The sequence below is a fragment of the Senegalia sp. (in: firmicutes) genome (assembly GCF_052088025.1).
Taxonomy (GTDB): Bacteria; Bacillota; Clostridia; order Tissierellales; family SIT17; genus Anaeromonas.
In genome coordinates this window covers 1-20,295 of sequence record NZ_JBQCYD010000041.1, presented here as the reverse complement: position 1 = coordinate 20,295, position 20,295 = coordinate 1, and the positions used below count along the sequence as shown (strand labels likewise).

The window sequence follows — 20,295 nt, the reverse complement described above, 5'->3', positions numbered from 1 at the left end:
ATATAATTAACAAAAAAGAGCTATAAACTCTTTGTTTATAGCTCTCAAAACTTATATTACATATCATTTTCTATTAATTCTTCAGTATCTAAATCATAAGTGTATTCTGTTGCACCTATTTCAACATCCATAACCAACTTACCATCTTCTACAGATATATTCCATTCATCTAATTCAGAATCGCTTCCATCTTCTTTTTTAGCTTTTTCTATAATACTATCTACTTTAGCTACATGATCTTTAGTGATTTCAGCATTCTCATCATCTAAATCAACTTCTTCTTCATCATCACTTATTACATTTGAATCTACTGGATTTAATTTAACTTCATAAGCTTTTTCCTTATCATAACCCTCTATTACATATTGATACTCAGTTAATTCTTTATCTATTTCTAATTCCTTAACCTTAGCATCAGGATGTAATTCCATGAATTTATCAAATGCTTCTTCTGGAGTAACTTTGATATCTTCATAAGTCATATCTCTTACTGCATCTTCTGCGTCATCTGCCGTATCATCAACTGCATCCTTTGCATCATCCACTGCATCATCTACATCTTCTTTTACATCTGTATCACCTGTATCTGTATCATCCATATCATCTGCATCGTCAGCACAGCCTGCAAGTGCTAGAGATACTATAAGCACAAGTAGTAATGGTAATAACCATTTTTTCTTCATAAGTAAACCTCTCCTTTTATTATTGTTTTTATTGTTCTTAACTATTATTATTCTTACCCTATTTTATTGAAATAAACAATAAAATTGGTTTTGTAATTTTTATGTAATATATGTTTTATTAATAATAATAGGGTAATATATAGATTAGATAATAAAAGAAAGGATGATTTTTTTGAATTTTACTATAGAAAAACAATTGAAACATAAAAGTATTAGAAAGTTTCAAAATAAAGAGGTGGAGAAAGAGACTTTAGATACACTATTTCAAGTAGCAAATCGTACTGCTTCAAGTATAGCTATGCAGTCTTATAGTATGATTAGAATAACAGATAAGGACATGAAAAAGAAATTAAGTGAAATTTGTAAACAAGATTATATAAAAGACTTTCCTGAAATAGTTATATTTATAGTAGATGTTTATAGAAATGCGAGGATATCTGAAGAAAAAGGAGAAGATTTGCCACATAAAAAAGATATGGATAGATTTTTTCAAGGCTTTACAGATGGAGTACTAGCATCTCAAAATATGGTTAATGCTATTGAATCTCTTGATATGGGTACAGTTTACTTAGGCAGCATATTAAATGATCCACAAGCTATAGTTGATCTATTAGAACTTCCAAGACTGACATTTCCTATAGTAGGACTTGGTTTTGGATATCCTGATCAAGAACCAACGTTAAAGCCTAGAATGGATGTATCACTTAAATTATTTGAAAATAAATACAAAAAACAAGATAATTATTTAGAATCTATAAAAGAATATGATAAAGAAATGAAACAATACTATGATTTAAGAAATGAAGATAAACCCCTTGATGAATTTAGCAAGCAAGTAGTAGCAGTACTTGAAATAAAAAATGAAAAAAGAAGTAAATTACTTAATGTAGTTAAAAGTCAAGGATTTAATTTAAAGATTGAAGATTAGAAAAAAGGAGCTGTTTATAATATTATAAACAGCTCCTTTTCTTATTTTTTACTTGATTGTTCAAGTCCATATACAATTTCAAATAACACCTTTTCATTCCATCTTCTACTTAAGAATTCAATTCCCACTGGAATACCCATTCTTGCTGTTTTGGTTGGATTTGTAAATCCTGCTGGTAATACACAAGAGGGAAATCCTGTAACAGCACTTAAAACTCCATTTCTTTCCACTTGAGATTCTCCTACCTTTACAACAGGTCTTTTTTGATGAGGATATACTATTGCATCTAATTTATATCTTGCCATAATTTCCATCACTAAATTTTGAAGTTTTCTTCTTTCAAATAATCTTTTATTATATTCAGGCATTCTTTTATCAAGAGTTTGAGCAACTTTAATATTTTTTTCTATACCTTTATCATATTTTCCTGATCCTATAATCTTTTTTAGAGAGTTAATATCAATTTTAGAGCCTAATCCTCTTAGATATTCATTTAAATCTTCTTTTAACTCATATAAATGTACACTTATATCCTCTATTAATTTATCTGCATCTATATTTTCATCAATATCTATTAATATTGCACCTTTATCTTTCATTTTTCTTAAATTTTCATATATAATATTGTTTACTTCTTTGTGGCTTTCTTTTTCACCAAAAAAACTTTTAAGAACTCCAATCCTCTTATTTCTTAATCCTTCTTTATTTAAATACTTGGTATAGGTTTTAGGAATATTTCCTATGGACCATGATGTTAAAGAGTCATTTTCATCATATCCACTTATTACATCTAATACCTTTGCACTATCTTCTACCGTCCTCATAATTGGACCTGCTGTATCTTGAGTTAAAGAATATGGTACTATACCACTTCTGCTAATTAATCCTATAGTTGGTCTAAATCCTACTAAATTACATGCTGAAGCAGGAGAACGTATTGAATTAACTGTATCTGTTCCTATACCTATTAGTCCAAAATTCATAGCAATTGCTGCCCCAGTTCCTCCACTAGATCCTCCAGGGGTTCTAGTTAAATCATATGGGTTTAAAGTTTGACCGAGTATAGAACTTCTTGTCTCACCCCATATTGCAAATTCATGTAAATTTGTTTTCGCTATTACTATCGCTCCTGCCTCTTTTAATTTTTTTGTAATAAATGCATCTCTTTCAGCTTTTATTCCTTCCAGACTAATAGATCCCGCTGTGGTTGGCAAATTAGTAACATCTATATTATCTTTTAATAATACAGGTATTCCATGTAATGACCCTGTTAATCCTGATTTTTTAAATTCTTCATCTAATTGCTCTGCTCTATTTAATGCATCTTCATTTATCATAATTATAGAATTAATTTTAGGACCTATTTTGTCATTTTCTTTAATTCTATCTATATACATTTCTACTAATTGTTTGCAAGTTAATTCATTTTTTGTAAAAGCATCATGGATTGATTTAATAGTTGCATTTTCTAAAGAAAACTTTTCTTTTCCCATTTTTATCTCCTTTTTATAATTGTAAGCTATGATTTTCTTCTTTTCTTTAAAACCATTAATTATTATAATCTTTATAGATTAATTATACCCTTAAAGTCAATTGAATTTCATTTGGAACCAAACTTCCACCTGTAGCCCAGCATAAATGAGTGATATTTTCATTCTTATATTTAGGAGACGTAAAAATAGGGCCTAAAAATCCAGCCAAGGCTGAAGGTTCTAAGAAAATATTTTCTGATTCATATAATAATTTCAAAAATATATTTAATTTTTTATCCTCTATAGTGAATGCTCCAGTAAGAAGCTTATCCATTATAGTACTTGCAAGAGAAGATGCTCTACCAACAGCCAATCCATCTGCCTCAGTTTTATTGTCTAATCCAATATCCTCTACAGAGATTTTATCATGTTTTCCAGTCGATAATCCTAAAAGCATGGCTGGAGAGTGTGTTGGCTCTGCAAAAAAACACCTTACATTATCTCCATAAACTATTTTAAGTCCATAGGCAACACCTCCAGGACCCCCACCTACACCACAAGGTAAATATACATTTAAAGGCTTGTCATCACCTATTATAATTCCCATAGATTCTAATTGTTCCTTTACTCTAATTCCTCCAACAGCATATCCTAAAAAAAGATCCTTGGAATTTTCATCATCTATGAAATAACTATTAGGATCCTTATCAGATAGAGCTCTTCCTTCTTTAACAGCAACTGAATAATCATTCAAATACTCTACTACTTGAACACCTTTTGATCTAAGCATATCTTTTTTCCACTTTTTAGCATCAGATGACATATGTACTATCACTTTAAATCCAACCTTGGCACTCATAATCCCTATACTAAGTCCAAGATTTCCTGTACTCCCTACTTGTATGGTATATTTTGAAAAGAATTCCCTAAATTTTTCCTCAGCTAATACTGTATAATCATCATCTAATCTAAGTAATCCTTCATCTATAGCAAGTTTTTCTGCATACTTTAGGATTTCATATATTCCACCTCTAGCCTTTATTGAGCCAGCTATAGGTAATAAATCATCTCTTTTTAAAAGAAGATTCCCATGTATGGTGGTTTCAAAAGTGCTTTCCATCTTATTTTTCATTTTATTTATTTTACTTATAGGAGATTCTATGATTCCATTTTCAACTTCTGGAAAAATTTTCTCAATATAAGATGAAAATTTTAAAAGTCTAGCTTCTGCCTTCTTTACATCTTCTACATTAATAGAAAAATCATCAATTATATCCTTAGAATATATATAATTAGGATTATACCAAATAGTTTCTTTTAAAGATTTCAGTTCTTTAATTATATCCATTGTATTATCACACCTTTGCTTTATCTAAAGTTTTTACTTAAATAATTTCTTTAAGATTTTAAATACATCAAATGAAGTTTTATTATATACTTTGTTATATGCAAACTTTTTAGGATTTCTTATCCATCCATAACCTTTAGGCATTTTAAGTCCACCTCGATGAACTATTTGTCTTTTTATGCTGGTCCTTGCAGATATTCTTTTCTTTAAGCTTGGTTTTCTTATTCCAAATTTCATTTTATTACCTCCAATTTAATATTCCTTCTAATATATATTATTCTAGAAAAGAATTAAAAACCCTTTTAATTTTCACTTTAAAAAATGACTATAAAGACAATTGTCTTTATAGTCATTTTGATAATTTAAATTTATTCTTTACTAAATGTTAGTTCTTCATTTTCATCTAAATCCACTAATATATTATCTTGCTTTGCTAAATCACCTTTTAGTATTTCTTCTGATAATTTATCTTCTATTTTTTTCCTTATAGTTCTTTCAAGTGGTCTTGCTCCAAACTGTGGATCAAAACCAGCTTTTCCTATATATTCTTTTGCTTTATCTGTTATTTTGATGTCTATATCTAACTTTTCTAATCTTTCCTCTAAATCTTTTACCATGAGTTCTACTATCTCATTTATTTGTTCTTGATTTAATGAATGGAATACTATTATCTCATCTATCCTATTTAAAAACTCAGGTCTAAAACTTCTTCTAAGATCATCCATTACATTATCACGCATTTTTTCATATTCTGCTTTTTCTTCATTTTGTGGTGCTGCAAATCCAAGTGTTTTTTGTTTTTTAATTGTAGATGCACCAACGTTTGATGTCATAATTACTACAGTATTTTTAAAATCTACTGTTCTTCCTTTAGAATCAGTAAGTCTTCCATCATCTAGTAATTGAAGTAATATATTAAACACATCTGGATGGGCTTTTTCAATCTCATCAAATAATATAACTGAATATGGCTTTCTTCTTACCTTTTCTGTTAATTGACCACCTTCATCATACCCTACATATCCTGGAGGTGAGCCTACAAGTCTAGATACAGAATGCTTCTCCATATATTCACTCATATCTATTCTAATCATAGCATCTTCTTCACCAAATAGAGATTCAGCAAGTGCGCGAGATAACTCTGTCTTACCTACTCCGGTTGGTCCTAAGAATATAAATGAACCTATAGGCTTTTTAGGATCTTTAAGCCCTACTCTTGCACGCCTAACTGCAGATGCTACTGCTTTTACAGCTTGGTCTTGACCTATTACTCTCTCATGAAGTAAATCTTCTAAGTTTAATAATCTTTCAGATTCTTCTACAGTCATTTTCTTAACAGGTATACCTGTCCACGAAGATACAATATGAGCTATTTCTTCATACCCTACTTGATTTGATTTTGATCTTTTATCATCTTGCCAGTCTTCTCTTTTCCTCTTCAATTCTTCCCTTAATTTCTTTTCTTCATCTCTTAATTTAGCAGCTTTTTCGTAGTTTTGTGTATTTATTGCTTCTTCTTTTTCTTGTGATAATTCTTCAATCCTTGATTCAGTATCTTTAAGTTCTGGAGGTGCTGTGATTGATTGAATCCTAACACGTGATGCCGCTTCATCTATTAAATCAATAGCCTTATCTGGTAAAAATCTATCTGTAATATATCTTTCAGATAACTCAGATGCCGCTTTTAGAGCTTCATCTGTTATTTTCACCCTATGATGAGCTTCATATCTGTCTCTTAGTCCTTCAAGAATTTTTATAGTATCTTTTATCGAAGGCGCTTCTATTGTAATGGGTTGAAATCTTCTCTCAAGAGCTGCATCTTTTTCTATATGTTTTTTATATTCATCTAAAGTAGTCGCACCTATTGCTTGAAGTTCTCCTCTTGCTAGTGCTGGCTTTAGTATATTTGATGCATCTATTGCACCTTCTGCTGCTCCTGCACCTATTATGGTATGCATCTCATCTATAAATAATATTACATCTCCTGCATTCCTTATTTCTTCCATTATCTTCTTAAGTCTATCTTCAAATTCACCCCTATATTTTGCTCCTGCTACCATTGAAGCTAAATCTAGCGTTACTACTCTTTTATCTTTTAATATTTCAGGAATCTTTCCTTCAGTTATTTCTTGAGCTAATCCTTCTGCTACTGCAGTTTTACCTACTCCAGGCTCTCCTATTAAAACTGGATTGTTTTTTGTTCTTCTACTTAATACTTGAACTACTCTTTCAGTTTCTTTTTGTCTTCCTATAACTGGATCCAATTTCCCATCTTTAGCATACTGAGTTAAATCTCTACCATATTTATCTAATGTAGGTGTTTTTGAACTGGATTTAGCTCCACTAGCTTGATTCATATTAGATTGAGGGTTACTCCTATTTGAATTGTTTCCAAGCATCTTTATAACTTCATTTCTCAACATATTAAGGTCTATTCCCATAGCCTTAAGTAAATTTGGAGCCACACCTTCTCCTTCTTTTATAAGCCCTAGTAAAATATGTTCTGTACCAACATAATTTTGACCTATATTTCTAGCTTCTACAAAACTTAATTCAAATACTTTTTTAGTTCTTGGTGTAAATCCCAATACTTCTGTAGAATCCTTACCCTTACCAAGTCTTTTTTCTATTTCTAATTTTATTTTATCTGTACTTGCACCAAATTTATTTAATACCTTAGCTGCAATACCTTCTCCTTCTTTTGATACTCCTAAGAGTAGATGTTCTGTCCCAACATAATTATGATTTAAAGATTTTGCTTCTTCTTGAGATAATATTATTGCCTTTTGTGCTCTTTCTGAAAATCTTCCAAACATTGCCATTATTCAACTTCCTCCTTATCAATTGATTCCCTTATTATTTTTGATCTTAAAATATCTCTATCATTTGCATTTAAATTTTCATTCCCGCTAGTTATTATATTAGCAGGTTGTATTTTTATCATAAGTTTATTTATAAGTATTCTATCAATATTATCTATTATCTTCATTTCTATACCTAATTTCACATCTGATAATAGCTTCATAGCTTCATCTGTAGATAATATTCTTGCATTTTTTAATGTTCCAAGAGATCTAAAAACCTTATCTTCTATTCTTATCTTATTATTTTTATATATAGCATCCCTTGCATTTCTTTCATTATTTACAAGTTGATTTACTATATTTTTTAACTTTTCAATTATATCTCCTTCAGATTCACCTATAGTGGTTTGATTTGATATTTGAAATAAATTGCCCATAGCATTACTTCCTTCACCATATACACCCCTTACAGTGAGTCCTATTTGATTTACTGCTTGGATGATGCCATTAATTTTATTTGTGATTACAAGTGAAGGTAGGTGAAGCATTACAGATGCTCTCATTCCAGTACCAATATTTGTTGGACATGCAGTAAGATAACCTATTTTTTCATCAAAAGCATATTGTATTTCACTTTCTATAATATCATCTATCTTATTAGTCTCTTCAAAACATTTATCTAAATCAAAACCTGGATATAGTACTTGCATTCTTATATGATCTTCTTCATTTATCATTATTGTAGAATTTTCATCTTCACTTAATAAAAAACCACCAATTTTATCATGCTCAAGTAATGAATGGGATATCAAGTGATCTTCTACATATCTTCTACCTTCTATTTCATTTAAATCTTTCATATCATAATATTTATAGTTTTTACCTATGTCTTTATTATTTATAACTGCTTTTTTTATTTCTTCTTTTATTTTAAAACCATCATCATAATTTAATTTTTGAGGGAATTTTACATTTTCTATATTTCTTGCAAGTCTGACCCTACTACTTACAACTATATCTTGATCACAACTATCACAATCTAACCATTTCAAATAAATCACCTCTTAATCTTTTATAGACTCTTTAAGATTTTTTATTCTATCTCTTAATTCTGCAGCCTTTTCAAATTCTTCTTCCCCTATAGCTCTATTTAAATCATCAGTAAGTTTCTTTATGTCATTTTTTATATTTAGATATTTACCTGCTCTATTTGGAATTTTACCTCTATGAGTATCATGTCCATGTATTCTTTTAAATAACGGATTTAATTTATCTTCAAATGATGAATAGCATTTGCTACAACCAAATTTTCCAGTTTGTTTAAATTTCTCATAGGTCATCCCACAATTATCACATTTTATAGGGTCTTTATAGTCAATTTTTACATTTTCACCAAAACCACTATCTAATAATCCTGCAAATAAATGATTTATTGAAAATGGAGAATTTATCTCATTTTGATTTGCACATTTGTCACAAAAATGCATTTCTTTTTTATTGCCATTTATAATTTCTTTATAGTGAACCGTTGCTTCATTTTCTTTACATTTATCACAAATCATTATTTTCACTCCTCACTTAACAATGAAATAAGCATATATTTTAATATTTTAGCTCTTAAGTCATTTTTATATTCTACAGAAGATAATGCACTATTACTTATTGCATTTTTCATCATTAGAGATTCTCTATTGCTTATAAATTCATTTTTATTAAGATTTTCTATAACATTATATGCTTTTTGAGTTGTAATCTGATTTCCTATACTACTGATTAATAATCTTCCTATGTCATTATCATCTTTTATTGCAACTCTTATTATTTTTATATACCCTCCGCCACCTCTTTTACTCTCAATATAATATCCTTTTTCAGGAGTAAAACGGGTTGATAAAACATAATTTATCTGGGAAGGTGCACAATTAAAATGTTCAGCTAATTCATTTCTTTGAATTTCTAATATATCTTTTTCATCATCTGTCATCATTGATACTATGAATTTTTCTATAATATCACTTATTCTTGCCATAAATATCCCACCAAATTAATTTATTTTATCAGACTTTGACTTTGACCTTGTTTGACCTTCGCTTATATTATACACCATATTATAGTTATTTCAAATCTTTCTATATAAATTTAATCCTTATAAGATTAATCTATACACATATTTACATATATTATCTTAGGTTTTCTTTCATTTTATCTTCTTTACTCTTGTTTTTACAACTATACAAAATAAAGAACTTATTTTCTATTTAAATAGAAAACAAGTTCTTTATTTATGATAATTTATGCAGTTTTATTTTTTTCTTCTTCTATGATTTTTTCACTTATATGTTCTGGAATCTCTTCATATCTTACAAATTCCATACTGAATGTTCCACGAGCTTGAGTCATTGATTTTAAATCTATAGTATATTTAAACATTTCAGCTTGAGGAGCTTCTGCACGTACTATTTGACTTCCATCCTCGCAAGGCTCCATACCTAAAATTCTACCACGTCTTTTATTCATATCACCCATTATATCTCCCATGTAATCATCCGGTATTATAATTTCTACTTTCATGATAGGTTCTAAAAGCACTGGATTTGCTTTTTGTATGCCTTTTCTAAATGCTAATGCCGCTGCCATCCTAAAAGCCATTTCATTTGAATCAACTGGATGATAAGAACCATCTAATAATGTAGCTTTTAGGTTTACTACAGGATAACCTGCAAGAGGTCCTTTATTTATAGCATCTCTAAGTCCTTTTTCAACAGCAGGTATATATTGTCTTGGAACAGATCCACCAAATATCTTCTCTTCAAATACAAACTCTTCTTCTGAAGGCTCAAATTTAATTATAACATCACCATATTGTCCTGCTCCTCCAGATTGTTTCTTGTGTTTACCCTGTACGTTTGAACTTTCTTTTATTGTTTCTCTATATGCAATTTTTGGGTCTGATAATTCAATATTTACTCCAAAATCATTTTTCAACTTATTTTTAATTACTTCTAATTGTGTATTTCCCTGTCCACCTATCAAAAGCTCCTTAGTCTCATTGTTTCTCTCAACACTAAATGTCTTATCTTCTTCTAATAACTTTTGAAAGGCTTGACCTATCTTTTCTTCATCATTTTTTGTCATAGGTTTTGCTGCCATAAATAATGTTGGTTGTGGAAAGTATATATCTTCATAAATAATATGTTTGTTTTTATCACATAAGGTATTAGAAGTATAGGTGTTGTTTAATTTAGCAACAGCTCCAATATCACCTGCATGTATTTCATTTACCTCTATTTGTTCCTTCCCTCTTAGCATAAATAAGCTACCTATTTTTTCTATTTCTTTCGTGCTTGGATTATATACTTCATCATCTTTTTTAATCATTCCACTTCTCACTTGAAATAGTGAGATTTTCCCAAGATATGGATCGGCTATAGTTTTAAATACTATGGCAGAAAATGGTGCATCATCTTTAATTTCTCTTAGTTCTTCTTCATTTGTATCTGGATTTATACCACTTGGAGTTTCTAAGTCCCTTGGTGAAGGTAGATAATCCCACATCATATTAAGTAATGTTTCAGTTCCTACATTTAAAGTAGCAGAACCTATAAGTACTGGAATAAGCTTTCCATTTATTACACCTTTACGAAGTGCACTATGAATCTCTTCTTCTGTGAATTCTTCACCCTCAAAATATTTCTCTAATAACTCATCATCACTTTCTGCAACTGATTCAATCAGCATATCTCTGTAATCACCCATTTTAACTTCTTTTTCTGGCCATATCTCTGCATCTTCACATGTGTTTTTGTCTTTATTATAAATTCTTGCTTTCATATCAACTATATTTACAAAACCTTTAAATTCATTTTCTTTTCCTATTGGAATATGAAATGGAATTACTGCCTTTCCAAATTTTTCTTTTAATTCTCCTATTAATTTATCATAATTTATATTTTCTTTATCCATTTTATTTATATATAATATGGTTGGTGTATTTCTTTTTCTAGTCAGCTTCCATGCTTTTTCACAACCTACTTCTATTCCAGAACTAGCATCTAGTACTATAACAGCACCCTTTGATACCCTAAGTGCAGAATTAACTTCTCCTACAAAATCAAAATATCCAGGAGTGTCTAATATATTATATTTATGTCCTTTCCATTCAAGCGGTAGTAAAGAAGTATAAATTGAAACCTCTCTTTTCTTTTCTTCCTTATCAAAATCTGATACAGTATTTCCATCTTCCACTTTACCTATTCTTTTGATTGCACCCGTAGTCATTAACATCGATTCTACTAAAGTTGTCTTACCACTGCCATGGTGGCCCAAAAAAGATATGTTTCTAATTTTATCAGCACTATAGTTATTCATTTTTATTCCCCCTTTAGATTTTAATATTCTGACTATTAATAATATTCTACATAAAACTTAAAACTCCTTCTTTATATTATTATTATTTTAAGTTTTATAAAATATTTCTATTAAATCATATGTTATATACCCTGTGATTAGAATTTTAAAAATATTTTTATCAAGTATTTATAATATTCATTAAATTAAAAATATGCCCATATGGGCATATTTTTAATTTGCTGGTTCATTTGCTATATTAATTTGAGGTTTTAATTTATTTTCATTGAAACTATTTTCGCCATGGAATATTGCCTCATCAAATTCTCCTTCTTTTTTAGCTATTATAAGTGAACATACTGCATCTCCCGTTACATTTACAGCAGTTCTAGTCATATCTAAAAGTCTATCTATACCCATTATCAAACCAATACCTTCTACAGGTATATTAACTGACTGAAGTACCATAGAAAGCATTATAAGACCTACCCCTGGGACTCCAGCTGTACCAATTGATGCAAGCGTTGCTGTAAATATTACTGTTAAAATTTGCATGAAAGTTAACTCTATACCATATATTTGAGCTATGAATATAGTAGCAACTCCTTGCATTATAGCTGTTCCATCCATATTTATAGTGGCGCCTAGTGGTAATGTGAATGAAGATATATTTTTTGATACACCTAAATTTTCTTCAGAAACATCCATTGTGATAGGAAGACTTCCACTACTTGTAGCTGTAGAAAAGGCTACTGATATAGCTGGAAAGAAATTCTTGAAAAATCTTATAGGACTTAGTCCTGTAAATATTTTTAGTATACCACCATAAGTAATTATAGCATGGATAAAAAGCACTAAAATTACAGTAGCAAAATATTTTCCAAGAGCATAAATAGCATCCAAACCTTCATTTGCAAAAGTTACAGCTATAAGACCAAATACACCTATAGGAGCAAGTAGCATAACAAATGAAACTAATTTCATCATAATTTCATTTAGTTCAGAAAATAATTTCGAAACATATTCTGCTTTTTCTCCTAGCGCAGATAGTGCTACACCTATAAGAAGTGCAAAGACTATAAGTTGGAGCATATTAGCATTTACCATTGATGATACTGGATTTGTTGGTACCATATCTAAAAATACATCTACTATTGGAACGGCTTCATTTATTTCAACCTCTTGAGTCACTACCGCTGATAGATCAAGTCCATCAGTTTGACCTGGATTTATAACAGATGCTACAAGTAGAGCAATTGATATTCCTACAGCAGTAGTAGTCATATAAAATACAAGTGTCCTTCCACCAATTCTCCCTAATTTTTTGATATCTCCAATACCTGCTGCTCCATTTACAATTGATATAAATACAAGCGGAACTACAAGCATCTTTATTGCTCTTAGAAATACCTGACCAATAAATTTAAGTACCCCACCTACTATAATAGTATCCCTTATCATTCCTTCTGGTACAAAAAGATAAATAACTATTCCAGTTATAAAACCTAAAAATAAACCTATTAAAATTCTAGCAGTTAAACCTAATTTCTTTTTTTTCATATCTTATTCCCCTTTCACTTAATTGTTACTTAATAGTAATATTTATATTATAATGAAAGTTTTATGATTCGTCAATTCATTTTTCTCAATTTACAGATAATACTATGCTATTTCCAAAAATTTTTTTGACTTCTACTAAAAAAACTTGTATAATATAATGTAGTGATAATCATTATCATTTAGTATATATTATTGAAAACATAGATATTTTATTTAGATTGGAGGTTTTGTGAATGTTAAAAATGAATTTACAACTCTTTGCTCATAAAAAGGCTGGAGGTAGTTCAAAGAACGGACGTGACAGTGAAGGTAAGAGATTAGGAGCTAAGAGAGCAGATGGACAATTTGTTTTAAGTGGTAATATCTTAGTAAGACAAAGAGGTACTAAAATACACCCTGGAAACAATGTTAAAAGAGGTAGAGATGATACCTTATATGCTACAAGTGATGGTATCGTGAAATTTGAAAGATTAGGTAAAAAGAGAAAAAAAGTAAGTATTTATCCTCAAGTAGTATAAAAAAAGGTCAATTTAACTTAAGTTAAATTGACCTTTTTCTTATTTACCTGTGCTTCCTATGCCACCTATTCGTTCATTTGTTGCATTGTCATTATCTGTCAAAAGATAATTAATGAATAAAGCTTGGGCTATTCTTTCATTTTCATTAATTTCAACATTTTTTTCTGATATATTAGTAAGGGCTATTCCTATATTACCATCATTAGATTTGTTAGAATAATAATCCTTATCTATGATACCAGTTCCATTTGAAAGCACTAAGCCCTTCTTTATGCCCATAGAACTTCTTATATGAATTTGTAGTACTTCATTTTCTTTCATATAAGCTTTGATATCAGTCCATATTATCTTGGTTTCATTTGGATTTATATTAAACTTAATGGGACTATATATATCATATCCTGCAGATCCGCTACTAGCTCTTAGCGGCATATTTATCTCTTTTTCTTTATGTTTTCTAAATTCGTAATCAACTACTTCAAAACCTCTATTTTTCATGATTTACCTCACTATCTTATTGGACATACTCCTGAATCACATGATTCATCACCAATATCAAATTCTGTTTGTTGTTTTTCATATTTACTTAATAAAGATGGAACAAATAGCTTCATTATTTCTACTCTTTTGTTATATTCCTCTTCATCTATTGCTTCATATGGAAGTAATTCATAGAAATTATCATCAAGTGAAAGGAAAGATAAAGCTACAACATCATCCCAATTATTCCATACCCATTCTTCAACTTCATCCCACTCATGATCTCTTACATGAATAGTAATTGAACAGTTATGCTCCACATAATTTTCCATGAACATCTTATAATTTTCTAATTGTTCTATAGCAGATACATCATATTTAGTTTTCCCATCTGGAGATTTTACAGGGAATTCTATTACCTTAGTAGTACAAGTATCATAATCTTGGCCTACTTCTGGTTTTATTGGATAATCTAGCTCCTCACATACCTTAACCAATGGATCATCTGCATTTATTCTTACACGTCTAATATAATATGGAGAATGTGAATAATGAACTCCACTTGATACAGTAGGTAATTGACTTAGCGTACCTTCAGGTTTCACTGTTGTAACAAGTAATGGAACATTTTCTCCTATATCTTCAGCATACTCAGTAGAAGCTTCTTTTGCTGCTAGTCTCAGTTCATTTAAAACTCTAGCTTGTTCTTCATTATCCATATTTGTAGCATTAACCATATCTTGCCATCCAGTAAGTGAACAGCCTATTAATTTATCTCTTTGTTGAACCCTATCCCATTTTGGAAGTTCAAGTTCTACACAAGTCATTCTATATCCTGCTCTTGCTGATAATCTTTGAGCTTCTTTTAAACCTTCTAAATCTAAGTTGCTTTCATTATCTACATATGAATATACATTTATAGTAGTTAAATTACATAGGCCTCTAGAATCAAGTAAAATCTCTCCACACGGGTTAACACCATTCATATTTGGTCTTCTCTTTGCACCAGCTACTTCATTTACCCAACCTGGTTCTCCTGAATATCTCATTTTTTCTAATTGCCAATGTAATCTCTCACGTGTTGGTTTTTCTCTGTAATATATTGAGTTGTTACTCATTTGTCTATGGATTATATCTTTATCTACTATCCATTGACCATCAATTTGCTTATATAGATTTGTTTTAGCATCTATTGCCTCTTTATCTTCTGGATCTACCAAAACAATTTCAGCCGTTCTTCTCACCATTTGTGTTCAAGTATGTTCGTTATTCATACTCCGTAGAATTAACTACTGCTATATGTTGCCATATAGATCAGACCATATCTTGACAAAGTATACTTTGTCCTCTCCGTTTCGATTTAAGGGATTCTTACCCACCACTTGGCCCTACTCTACTCGTTTATTAGCTTTTACGCTACACTTTCGATGGTCGTTGCACCTTCCTATAAATTACTTCAACCGTTTCACTTCTAAACCTTCATAAATTGAGTTTGGTGTTTTCTTTTTATAATGAAGAACTCCACCATCTATATAGATTCTTGAAAAAGCTATCCCAAACTTTTTTTCGCATTGTTTATATGTCAATATATCTTTCTCAGTAGGTGAATATATAACTTCATACATTTTTGAATTTGGATGCTTAAATCCTTTTTTACCAAACATACCATTTCTTTCACCTTTAATGAGAGTACCATTTCCATACATAGGATTATCCTTTCCAAATCTAGCACCTTTACCTTTTCTATTCTCAGAAATTTTTTCTTTAGTTTCTTCTGTGTGTTTCTTGCCATAGAAAGGATTATTTTCCCCAGAAAAATCTATATTTTGGGTTCTCATGCCATTTTCATCTCCATAATGAGGTTTTTTTGCTGTGGGATTTAAAGAACCTTCAGCAAACCCTATTCCTCCCGTAGTAAAATTGCATCTTGCTTGCCCTACAGCTTTCAACTCAGCTATTCTTTTTATTTCTTCCTTACAGGCTTTTTCATTAGTTAAGCTCTGCTTGTGAAGACGAACAGCACAATTATATTTATTATAAATATTCATGAAGTATTTGCTACGATTGTGTAATTCTAATTTTCTTCTTCCTGTACCTTTTCCAACATAAAAAATCTCAAATGAATCTATTATGAACCATTCATATACATAGAAATTCTTTTTCGGCACATTTTCACCTCCAATTATTAAGTAGAGATGAAGTAATTTATAGGCTTGGATCATGATTGTCCTATTTAAAGGAGTTCCCATGAGTTAAAAGAGTTTTTTTAGTTGGAAGCATATGATAGTTTACCACCAACAACTACATTTTCACCAATTATATTTGCCACATCTAGGCAATCAATTGGTCTAAGTTTTATCTTTTTCTCTCCAAATATAATTCCAAGTTTCATTATAACTTTATTTATTTTAGAGAACATATTCTTAAGACTTTGATGACCACTAGCTGTACCACCAAATGTTTTAAGTTTTTCTCCTTGAGGACGTACATTATCATAATTTACTACTATTGTAGTTATATTTCTATATTCATTACTTGAAATAAGTTTAAAATAGTAATCTAATGATTGCACCCAACCTTCCTTACTATCACCTACTGTGATTTTAGCAGTATCATTATGAAGGAATTCTATACTTGTACTATCTTCTCTTTCATGCTTTTCTATAGGAGTATAATCTTCATTTATAAGTTCATAGTTTGATCTCACTTTTGGTAAAAGTTTTACATCATCTTTTAATACCCTTACACCAACACCAGAACCCACCATTAATAAGTAAAATAAATCTCTAAATGATTCAAAATCCTCAATTACTTGGAAGGAGCAATTATAATTAGCCATTGGATAATGTTTTGCAACTGGAGTATTACCTACCCAAAATGTTCTTCCAGATAAAAATTGTCTTAAATTATATATATTATCATATAATTTTTCTGCTTCTTCTCTAGTTGTAGGTACCAAACTACAATTGTACTCCACAGCACGTCTTACGGTTTCCCACCAATATTCACGTCTTCCTTCTTCTGGTATCCATCTAGAATAAGTTCTATAATATATAAATTCTCCTAACTGTTTCATGGGAGAAGTTCTATGCTTATATTCACTTATGAATTGATCAGATAAAAGTCTAGATTCCTTTTTCTTAGAGCCTCTACTTTTACCTTTTTCAAAACGATAGATTATGTATCTTTTGGCAACATCTTTTCTTGGACTATCCATAAGTTCATTTTCTACCATATCTTGAATATCTTCTACAAATACATTCATATCTTTTCTAATTATTAATTCTTCTATTTTGTCAGTAATTTCTTTACTTAAATTTTGATCCACACCTTTTTTTGTTTCAGCCATAGCATTTTCTATAGCTCTTTTAATCTTATGTGCATTAAAAGGAACTAAAGACTTATCTCTTTTCATTACATTGATCATGACAAAACCTCCTAAATTTTTCTCTAATATATAATACCCATTATATATTAGCAAAAACAAAATATACACAACATTTTGTGTATATTTTGTTTAGTAACTCTATATATGGTATTCTATCATTTTTCAATAACAATAGCAATACCTTTTATTTTATATTCTAGGCAATTAATAATAAGATTAATTAATCTAATATTTTACCAAAAAATAGTCCATCATAATATTTGTCATCTATAACATAATAATCCCTAAAGTGACCTTCTAATTTAAAACCATTTTTCTCTAATATTTTACTCGATCCAATATTAGTATCTGTTACATAGGCATGGAGTTTATGAAGTTTAAGTTCTTTTAATGCATAGTCATTTATAAGACTAATCATTTCACTACCATATCCCTTATTCCAATGCTTTGCATTTAAAACATAACCAACTTCTGCATTATTTGTTTCTAAATTAAAGTCAAAAACCATACATGTACCTATAATTTTCTCACTATTTTTAAGAACAATAGATGCATAAACACCAAAACCTGATTCTTCTTTTTTTAATATATCTCTAATAATCTCTCTAGTATCATCTACATTTTTAGCTAATTTCCATCCAATAAATTTTGATACATTTTCATCAGATGCATATTCATGTATTTCTAGAGCATCATCAATATTTATAGGTTTAAAATATATAGATTCTCCAACTAAAGTATTAAACATTTTTTTATTCATAACAAACTCCTTTTAGCTTATTCCTTTTCAAGAGCGCCTTCTGTATATCTATTTGCAGCATTCCACAATATCCATTCTTCAAGTCCTGCATCATAAGTTGCCTTTATTTGTGCCCTTACTTGTTCTGGACCATAAGTTATATAATTTGCTCCATATGAATTTCTAAGCCAAGGAGCAGAAAAATCTTGAAGCCAAGGTCTTATGATAGCTCTCTCATCTTCAGGTATAGAGTCTAATCTTTTTACTGCATCTTCCATAGCCCTATTAACTATTTCATAAGGTTTTGTATCAGGATATGCTACACCATAAAAGCCTAACCCATAATGAGAAGGATAAACCATCGGACTTAAAATATCAGTATTTGCACCTAACAATTCTAATTGCTGTCCTATGGTAGAATCACCTTCTACAGAAATTATATCCCCAAATACATCTGCAGATACCTTTACTCCTTTATCGTGTAATCTTTCTCTTGCATATGCTAAAAATTCCTTTATAGCATCAGCTTTAGTTTTATCTTCTCCAGCTTGTCCATAGTTTATATCACCTCTATTCCCATCAGTTGGAAATCTTACATAATCAAATTGTATTTCTTTAAATCCTAAAAGTGCAGCTTCTTCTGCTAATTGAATAGGATACTCCCATGACTCTTCATTGTATGGATTTAACCAAGTATTTCCCTTATTATCTCTCCATACTCCACCACCATTGCTTTTTATAGCAAGATCAGTTCTAGCAGAACCTAATACCCTATCTTTAAATGTAACTATTCTAGCTATTGGATAGATATCATTATCAATTAATTTTTTCATTCTTTCAGCAAAAAAATCTCTATCATTCATTATTACAACATCATTTGTATTAGCTTCTATTGCAAGTGGTACATCAGATTTATATGATAACATTCCTCCATCATCTTTAACATCAATAACCATTGAATTTACTTCTGTTCTATTAGCTAAATCTAACAATTCATCAAATTTAGTTGGATGTGCATAGGAATGACCAGTTACAAATATTCCTTTAACTTTTTCTTCTTGTTTATATAAACCCCAATTTGTAGAAGGTTGTGAAATATAACCATCTTCATTTACATTATATTTATTTTCATCCGCTAAAGCTCTATCTGGCATAAATGAAAAGGTTAATGTGGATATAGATAATCCTAAAATCAAACCATTTATCATTATTTTTTTTCTTATATTTTTCATTTTATTCTCCCTTTAAATTAATTATATTTATTATATCTTTTATTGTATCTGTTATATATTCACCTTTTCTATATTTCTTTTTTGCTACAATTATTTCAGGTTGTGTTCCTGTTTTTTCTACTTCTTTTATAGTTATTGGTCTTTCAATAAATCTACCCAATTTATTGAATTTTTCATCATAAATTATAAAAGTAGGTATTTTTTCAAATTCATTTTCATAACCATCTCTTTTAATAGTCGATATATTTATATTATCATTTAAATCCTTCATTTTCTTTAAAGCTGGTAAATTTATTACACAATCTGGACACCACATTTCAGCACAAGCTAGTATATTGATTTCATTTTTTATATTCATGATACTTTTTATCAAGTCATCATCTAACTTTATATTCTCATACATTTCTAATGTTTTATTTCTGTCATCTTCATCAGATTTATTTAAAAATTCATCAAAAGATAATCCTTTATTAAAAGATTCAACCATTTCTATACATACCCCTTCCAACCATATTTACTCTAAAAAAATCAGAGTTATAAGTAATACTTATAACTCTGATTATATTACATATTTCGATTTAATACAACAAAAAAACCAGCAACGTCCTACTCTCCCAAGGCGTTACCACCTAAGTACCATCAGCGCTGAAGGGCTTAACTTCTGTGTTCGGGATGGGAACAGGTGTGACCCCTTCGCTATCGTCACTGGATTTATACTTAAAATTAATTAAGTCATGTTATTTAGAGTTTGCACCCTAAAAATTACATAGATAAAGTAAGACTCAGTCAGATGCTT

The 20,295-nt window shown here is 29.7% G+C and carries 19 protein-coding genes and 1 rRNA gene; 2 read left to right on the top strand and 18 right to left on the bottom strand.

Features of this window, described 5'->3' with window-relative positions:
• Positions 1–56: 56 nt before the first annotated feature.
• Positions 57–683, bottom strand: a complete 627-nt coding sequence (locus tag ACTHUW_RS10155; RefSeq protein ID WP_442213173.1) for a hypothetical protein — start codon at positions 681–683, stop codon at positions 57–59.
• Positions 684–855: 172 nt separating this feature from the next.
• Between ACTHUW_RS10155 and ACTHUW_RS10150 the strand changes: the two genes are divergently transcribed.
• Positions 856–1,611, top strand: a complete 756-nt coding sequence (locus tag ACTHUW_RS10150; protein ID WP_442198837.1) for an NADPH-dependent oxidoreductase — start codon at positions 856–858, stop codon at positions 1,609–1,611.
• Between the two features lie 41 nt (positions 1,612–1,652).
• On the opposite strand, the gene ACTHUW_RS10145 is transcribed toward ACTHUW_RS10150, so the two are convergent.
• The 9 genes from ACTHUW_RS10145 to ACTHUW_RS10105 form a co-directional block, all read right to left on the bottom strand.
• On the bottom strand, positions 1,653–3,104 hold the full coding sequence (locus tag ACTHUW_RS10145; protein WP_442210651.1) for an amidase family protein: 1,452 nt from the start codon (positions 3,102–3,104) through the stop codon (positions 1,653–1,655).
• 82 nt (positions 3,105–3,186) lie between these two features.
• Entirely contained in the window at positions 3,187–4,431 is a 1,245-nt protein-coding gene (locus ACTHUW_RS10140) for a D-serine ammonia-lyase (protein WP_442210653.1), read from the bottom strand.
• 33 nt (positions 4,432–4,464) lie between these two features.
• Complete coding sequence (locus ACTHUW_RS10135; RefSeq protein WP_442210655.1) at positions 4,465–4,668, bottom strand: hypothetical protein; 204 nt, start codon at positions 4,666–4,668, stop codon at positions 4,465–4,467.
• A 131-nt stretch (positions 4,669–4,799) separates the two neighbouring features.
• A complete protein-coding gene (locus ACTHUW_RS10130; protein ID WP_442210658.1) occupies positions 4,800–7,247 on the bottom strand; it encodes an ATP-dependent Clp protease ATP-binding subunit in 2,448 nt (815 codons plus the stop codon).
• Positions 7,248–7,252: 5 nt separating this feature from the next.
• Positions 7,253–8,287, bottom strand: a complete 1,035-nt coding sequence (locus tag ACTHUW_RS10125; RefSeq protein ID WP_442196568.1) for a protein arginine kinase — start codon at positions 8,285–8,287, stop codon at positions 7,253–7,255.
• Between the two features lie 12 nt (positions 8,288–8,299).
• Positions 8,300–8,797, bottom strand: coding sequence for a UvrB/UvrC motif-containing protein (locus tag ACTHUW_RS10120; RefSeq protein WP_442196567.1), 498 nt, complete (start codon positions 8,795–8,797; stop codon positions 8,300–8,302).
• Between the two features lie 5 nt (positions 8,798–8,802).
• On the bottom strand, positions 8,803–9,264 hold the full coding sequence (locus ACTHUW_RS10115; RefSeq protein ID WP_442196566.1) for a CtsR family transcriptional regulator: 462 nt from the start codon (positions 9,262–9,264) through the stop codon (positions 8,803–8,805).
• Between the two features lie 263 nt (positions 9,265–9,527).
• A complete protein-coding gene (gene fusA, locus ACTHUW_RS10110) occupies positions 9,528–11,603 on the bottom strand; it encodes an elongation factor G (protein WP_442196565.1) in 2,076 nt (691 codons plus the stop codon).
• Positions 11,604–11,816: 213 nt separating this feature from the next.
• Positions 11,817–13,142, bottom strand: a complete 1,326-nt coding sequence (locus ACTHUW_RS10105; RefSeq protein WP_442196564.1) for a dicarboxylate/amino acid:cation symporter — start codon at positions 13,140–13,142, stop codon at positions 11,817–11,819.
• A gap of 233 nt (positions 13,143–13,375) precedes the next feature.
• Between ACTHUW_RS10105 and rpmA the strand changes: the two genes are divergently transcribed.
• Positions 13,376–13,660 carry a 50S ribosomal protein L27 gene (gene rpmA / locus ACTHUW_RS10100; RefSeq protein ID WP_442196563.1) on the top strand — a complete coding sequence of 95 codons (285 nt, stop codon included), beginning with the start codon at positions 13,376–13,378 and terminating at the stop codon, positions 13,658–13,660.
• 39 nt (positions 13,661–13,699) lie between these two features.
• Here the strand turns inward: rpmA and ACTHUW_RS10095 are convergent, their stop codons facing one another.
• From ACTHUW_RS10095 to rrf, 8 genes are all read right to left on the bottom strand, one after another.
• Positions 13,700–14,158: a dUTP diphosphatase gene (locus tag ACTHUW_RS10095; protein WP_442196562.1), complete on the bottom strand. Its 459-nt coding sequence runs from the start codon at positions 14,156–14,158 to the stop codon at positions 13,700–13,702.
• Between the two features lie 11 nt (positions 14,159–14,169).
• Positions 14,170–15,387: a hypothetical protein gene (locus ACTHUW_RS10090; protein ID WP_442213171.1), complete on the bottom strand. Its 1,218-nt coding sequence runs from the start codon at positions 15,385–15,387 to the stop codon at positions 14,170–14,172.
• 204 nt (positions 15,388–15,591) lie between these two features.
• Positions 15,592–16,308: an NUMOD3 domain-containing DNA-binding protein gene (locus tag ACTHUW_RS10085; protein WP_442213168.1), complete on the bottom strand. Its 717-nt coding sequence runs from the start codon at positions 16,306–16,308 to the stop codon at positions 15,592–15,594.
• 98 nt (positions 16,309–16,406) lie between these two features.
• A complete protein-coding gene (locus tag ACTHUW_RS10080) occupies positions 16,407–17,567 on the bottom strand; it encodes an ATP cone domain-containing protein (protein ID WP_442196558.1) in 1,161 nt (386 codons plus the stop codon).
• Between the two features lie 181 nt (positions 17,568–17,748).
• Entirely contained in the window at positions 17,749–18,288 is a 540-nt protein-coding gene (locus ACTHUW_RS10075) for a GNAT family N-acetyltransferase (RefSeq protein WP_442196557.1), read from the bottom strand.
• A gap of 17 nt (positions 18,289–18,305) precedes the next feature.
• Positions 18,306–19,499: a putative glycoside hydrolase gene (locus ACTHUW_RS10070; RefSeq protein ID WP_442196556.1), complete on the bottom strand. Its 1,194-nt coding sequence runs from the start codon at positions 19,497–19,499 to the stop codon at positions 18,306–18,308.
• A gap of 1 nt (position 19,500) precedes the next feature.
• Positions 19,501–19,986 carry a thioredoxin family protein gene (locus tag ACTHUW_RS10065; RefSeq protein ID WP_442196555.1) on the bottom strand — a complete coding sequence of 162 codons (486 nt, stop codon included), beginning with the start codon at positions 19,984–19,986 and terminating at the stop codon, positions 19,501–19,503.
• A gap of 106 nt (positions 19,987–20,092) precedes the next feature.
• A 5S ribosomal RNA gene (rrf, locus tag ACTHUW_RS10060) occupies positions 20,093–20,209 on the bottom strand.
• Positions 20,210–20,295 lie beyond the last annotated feature (86 nt).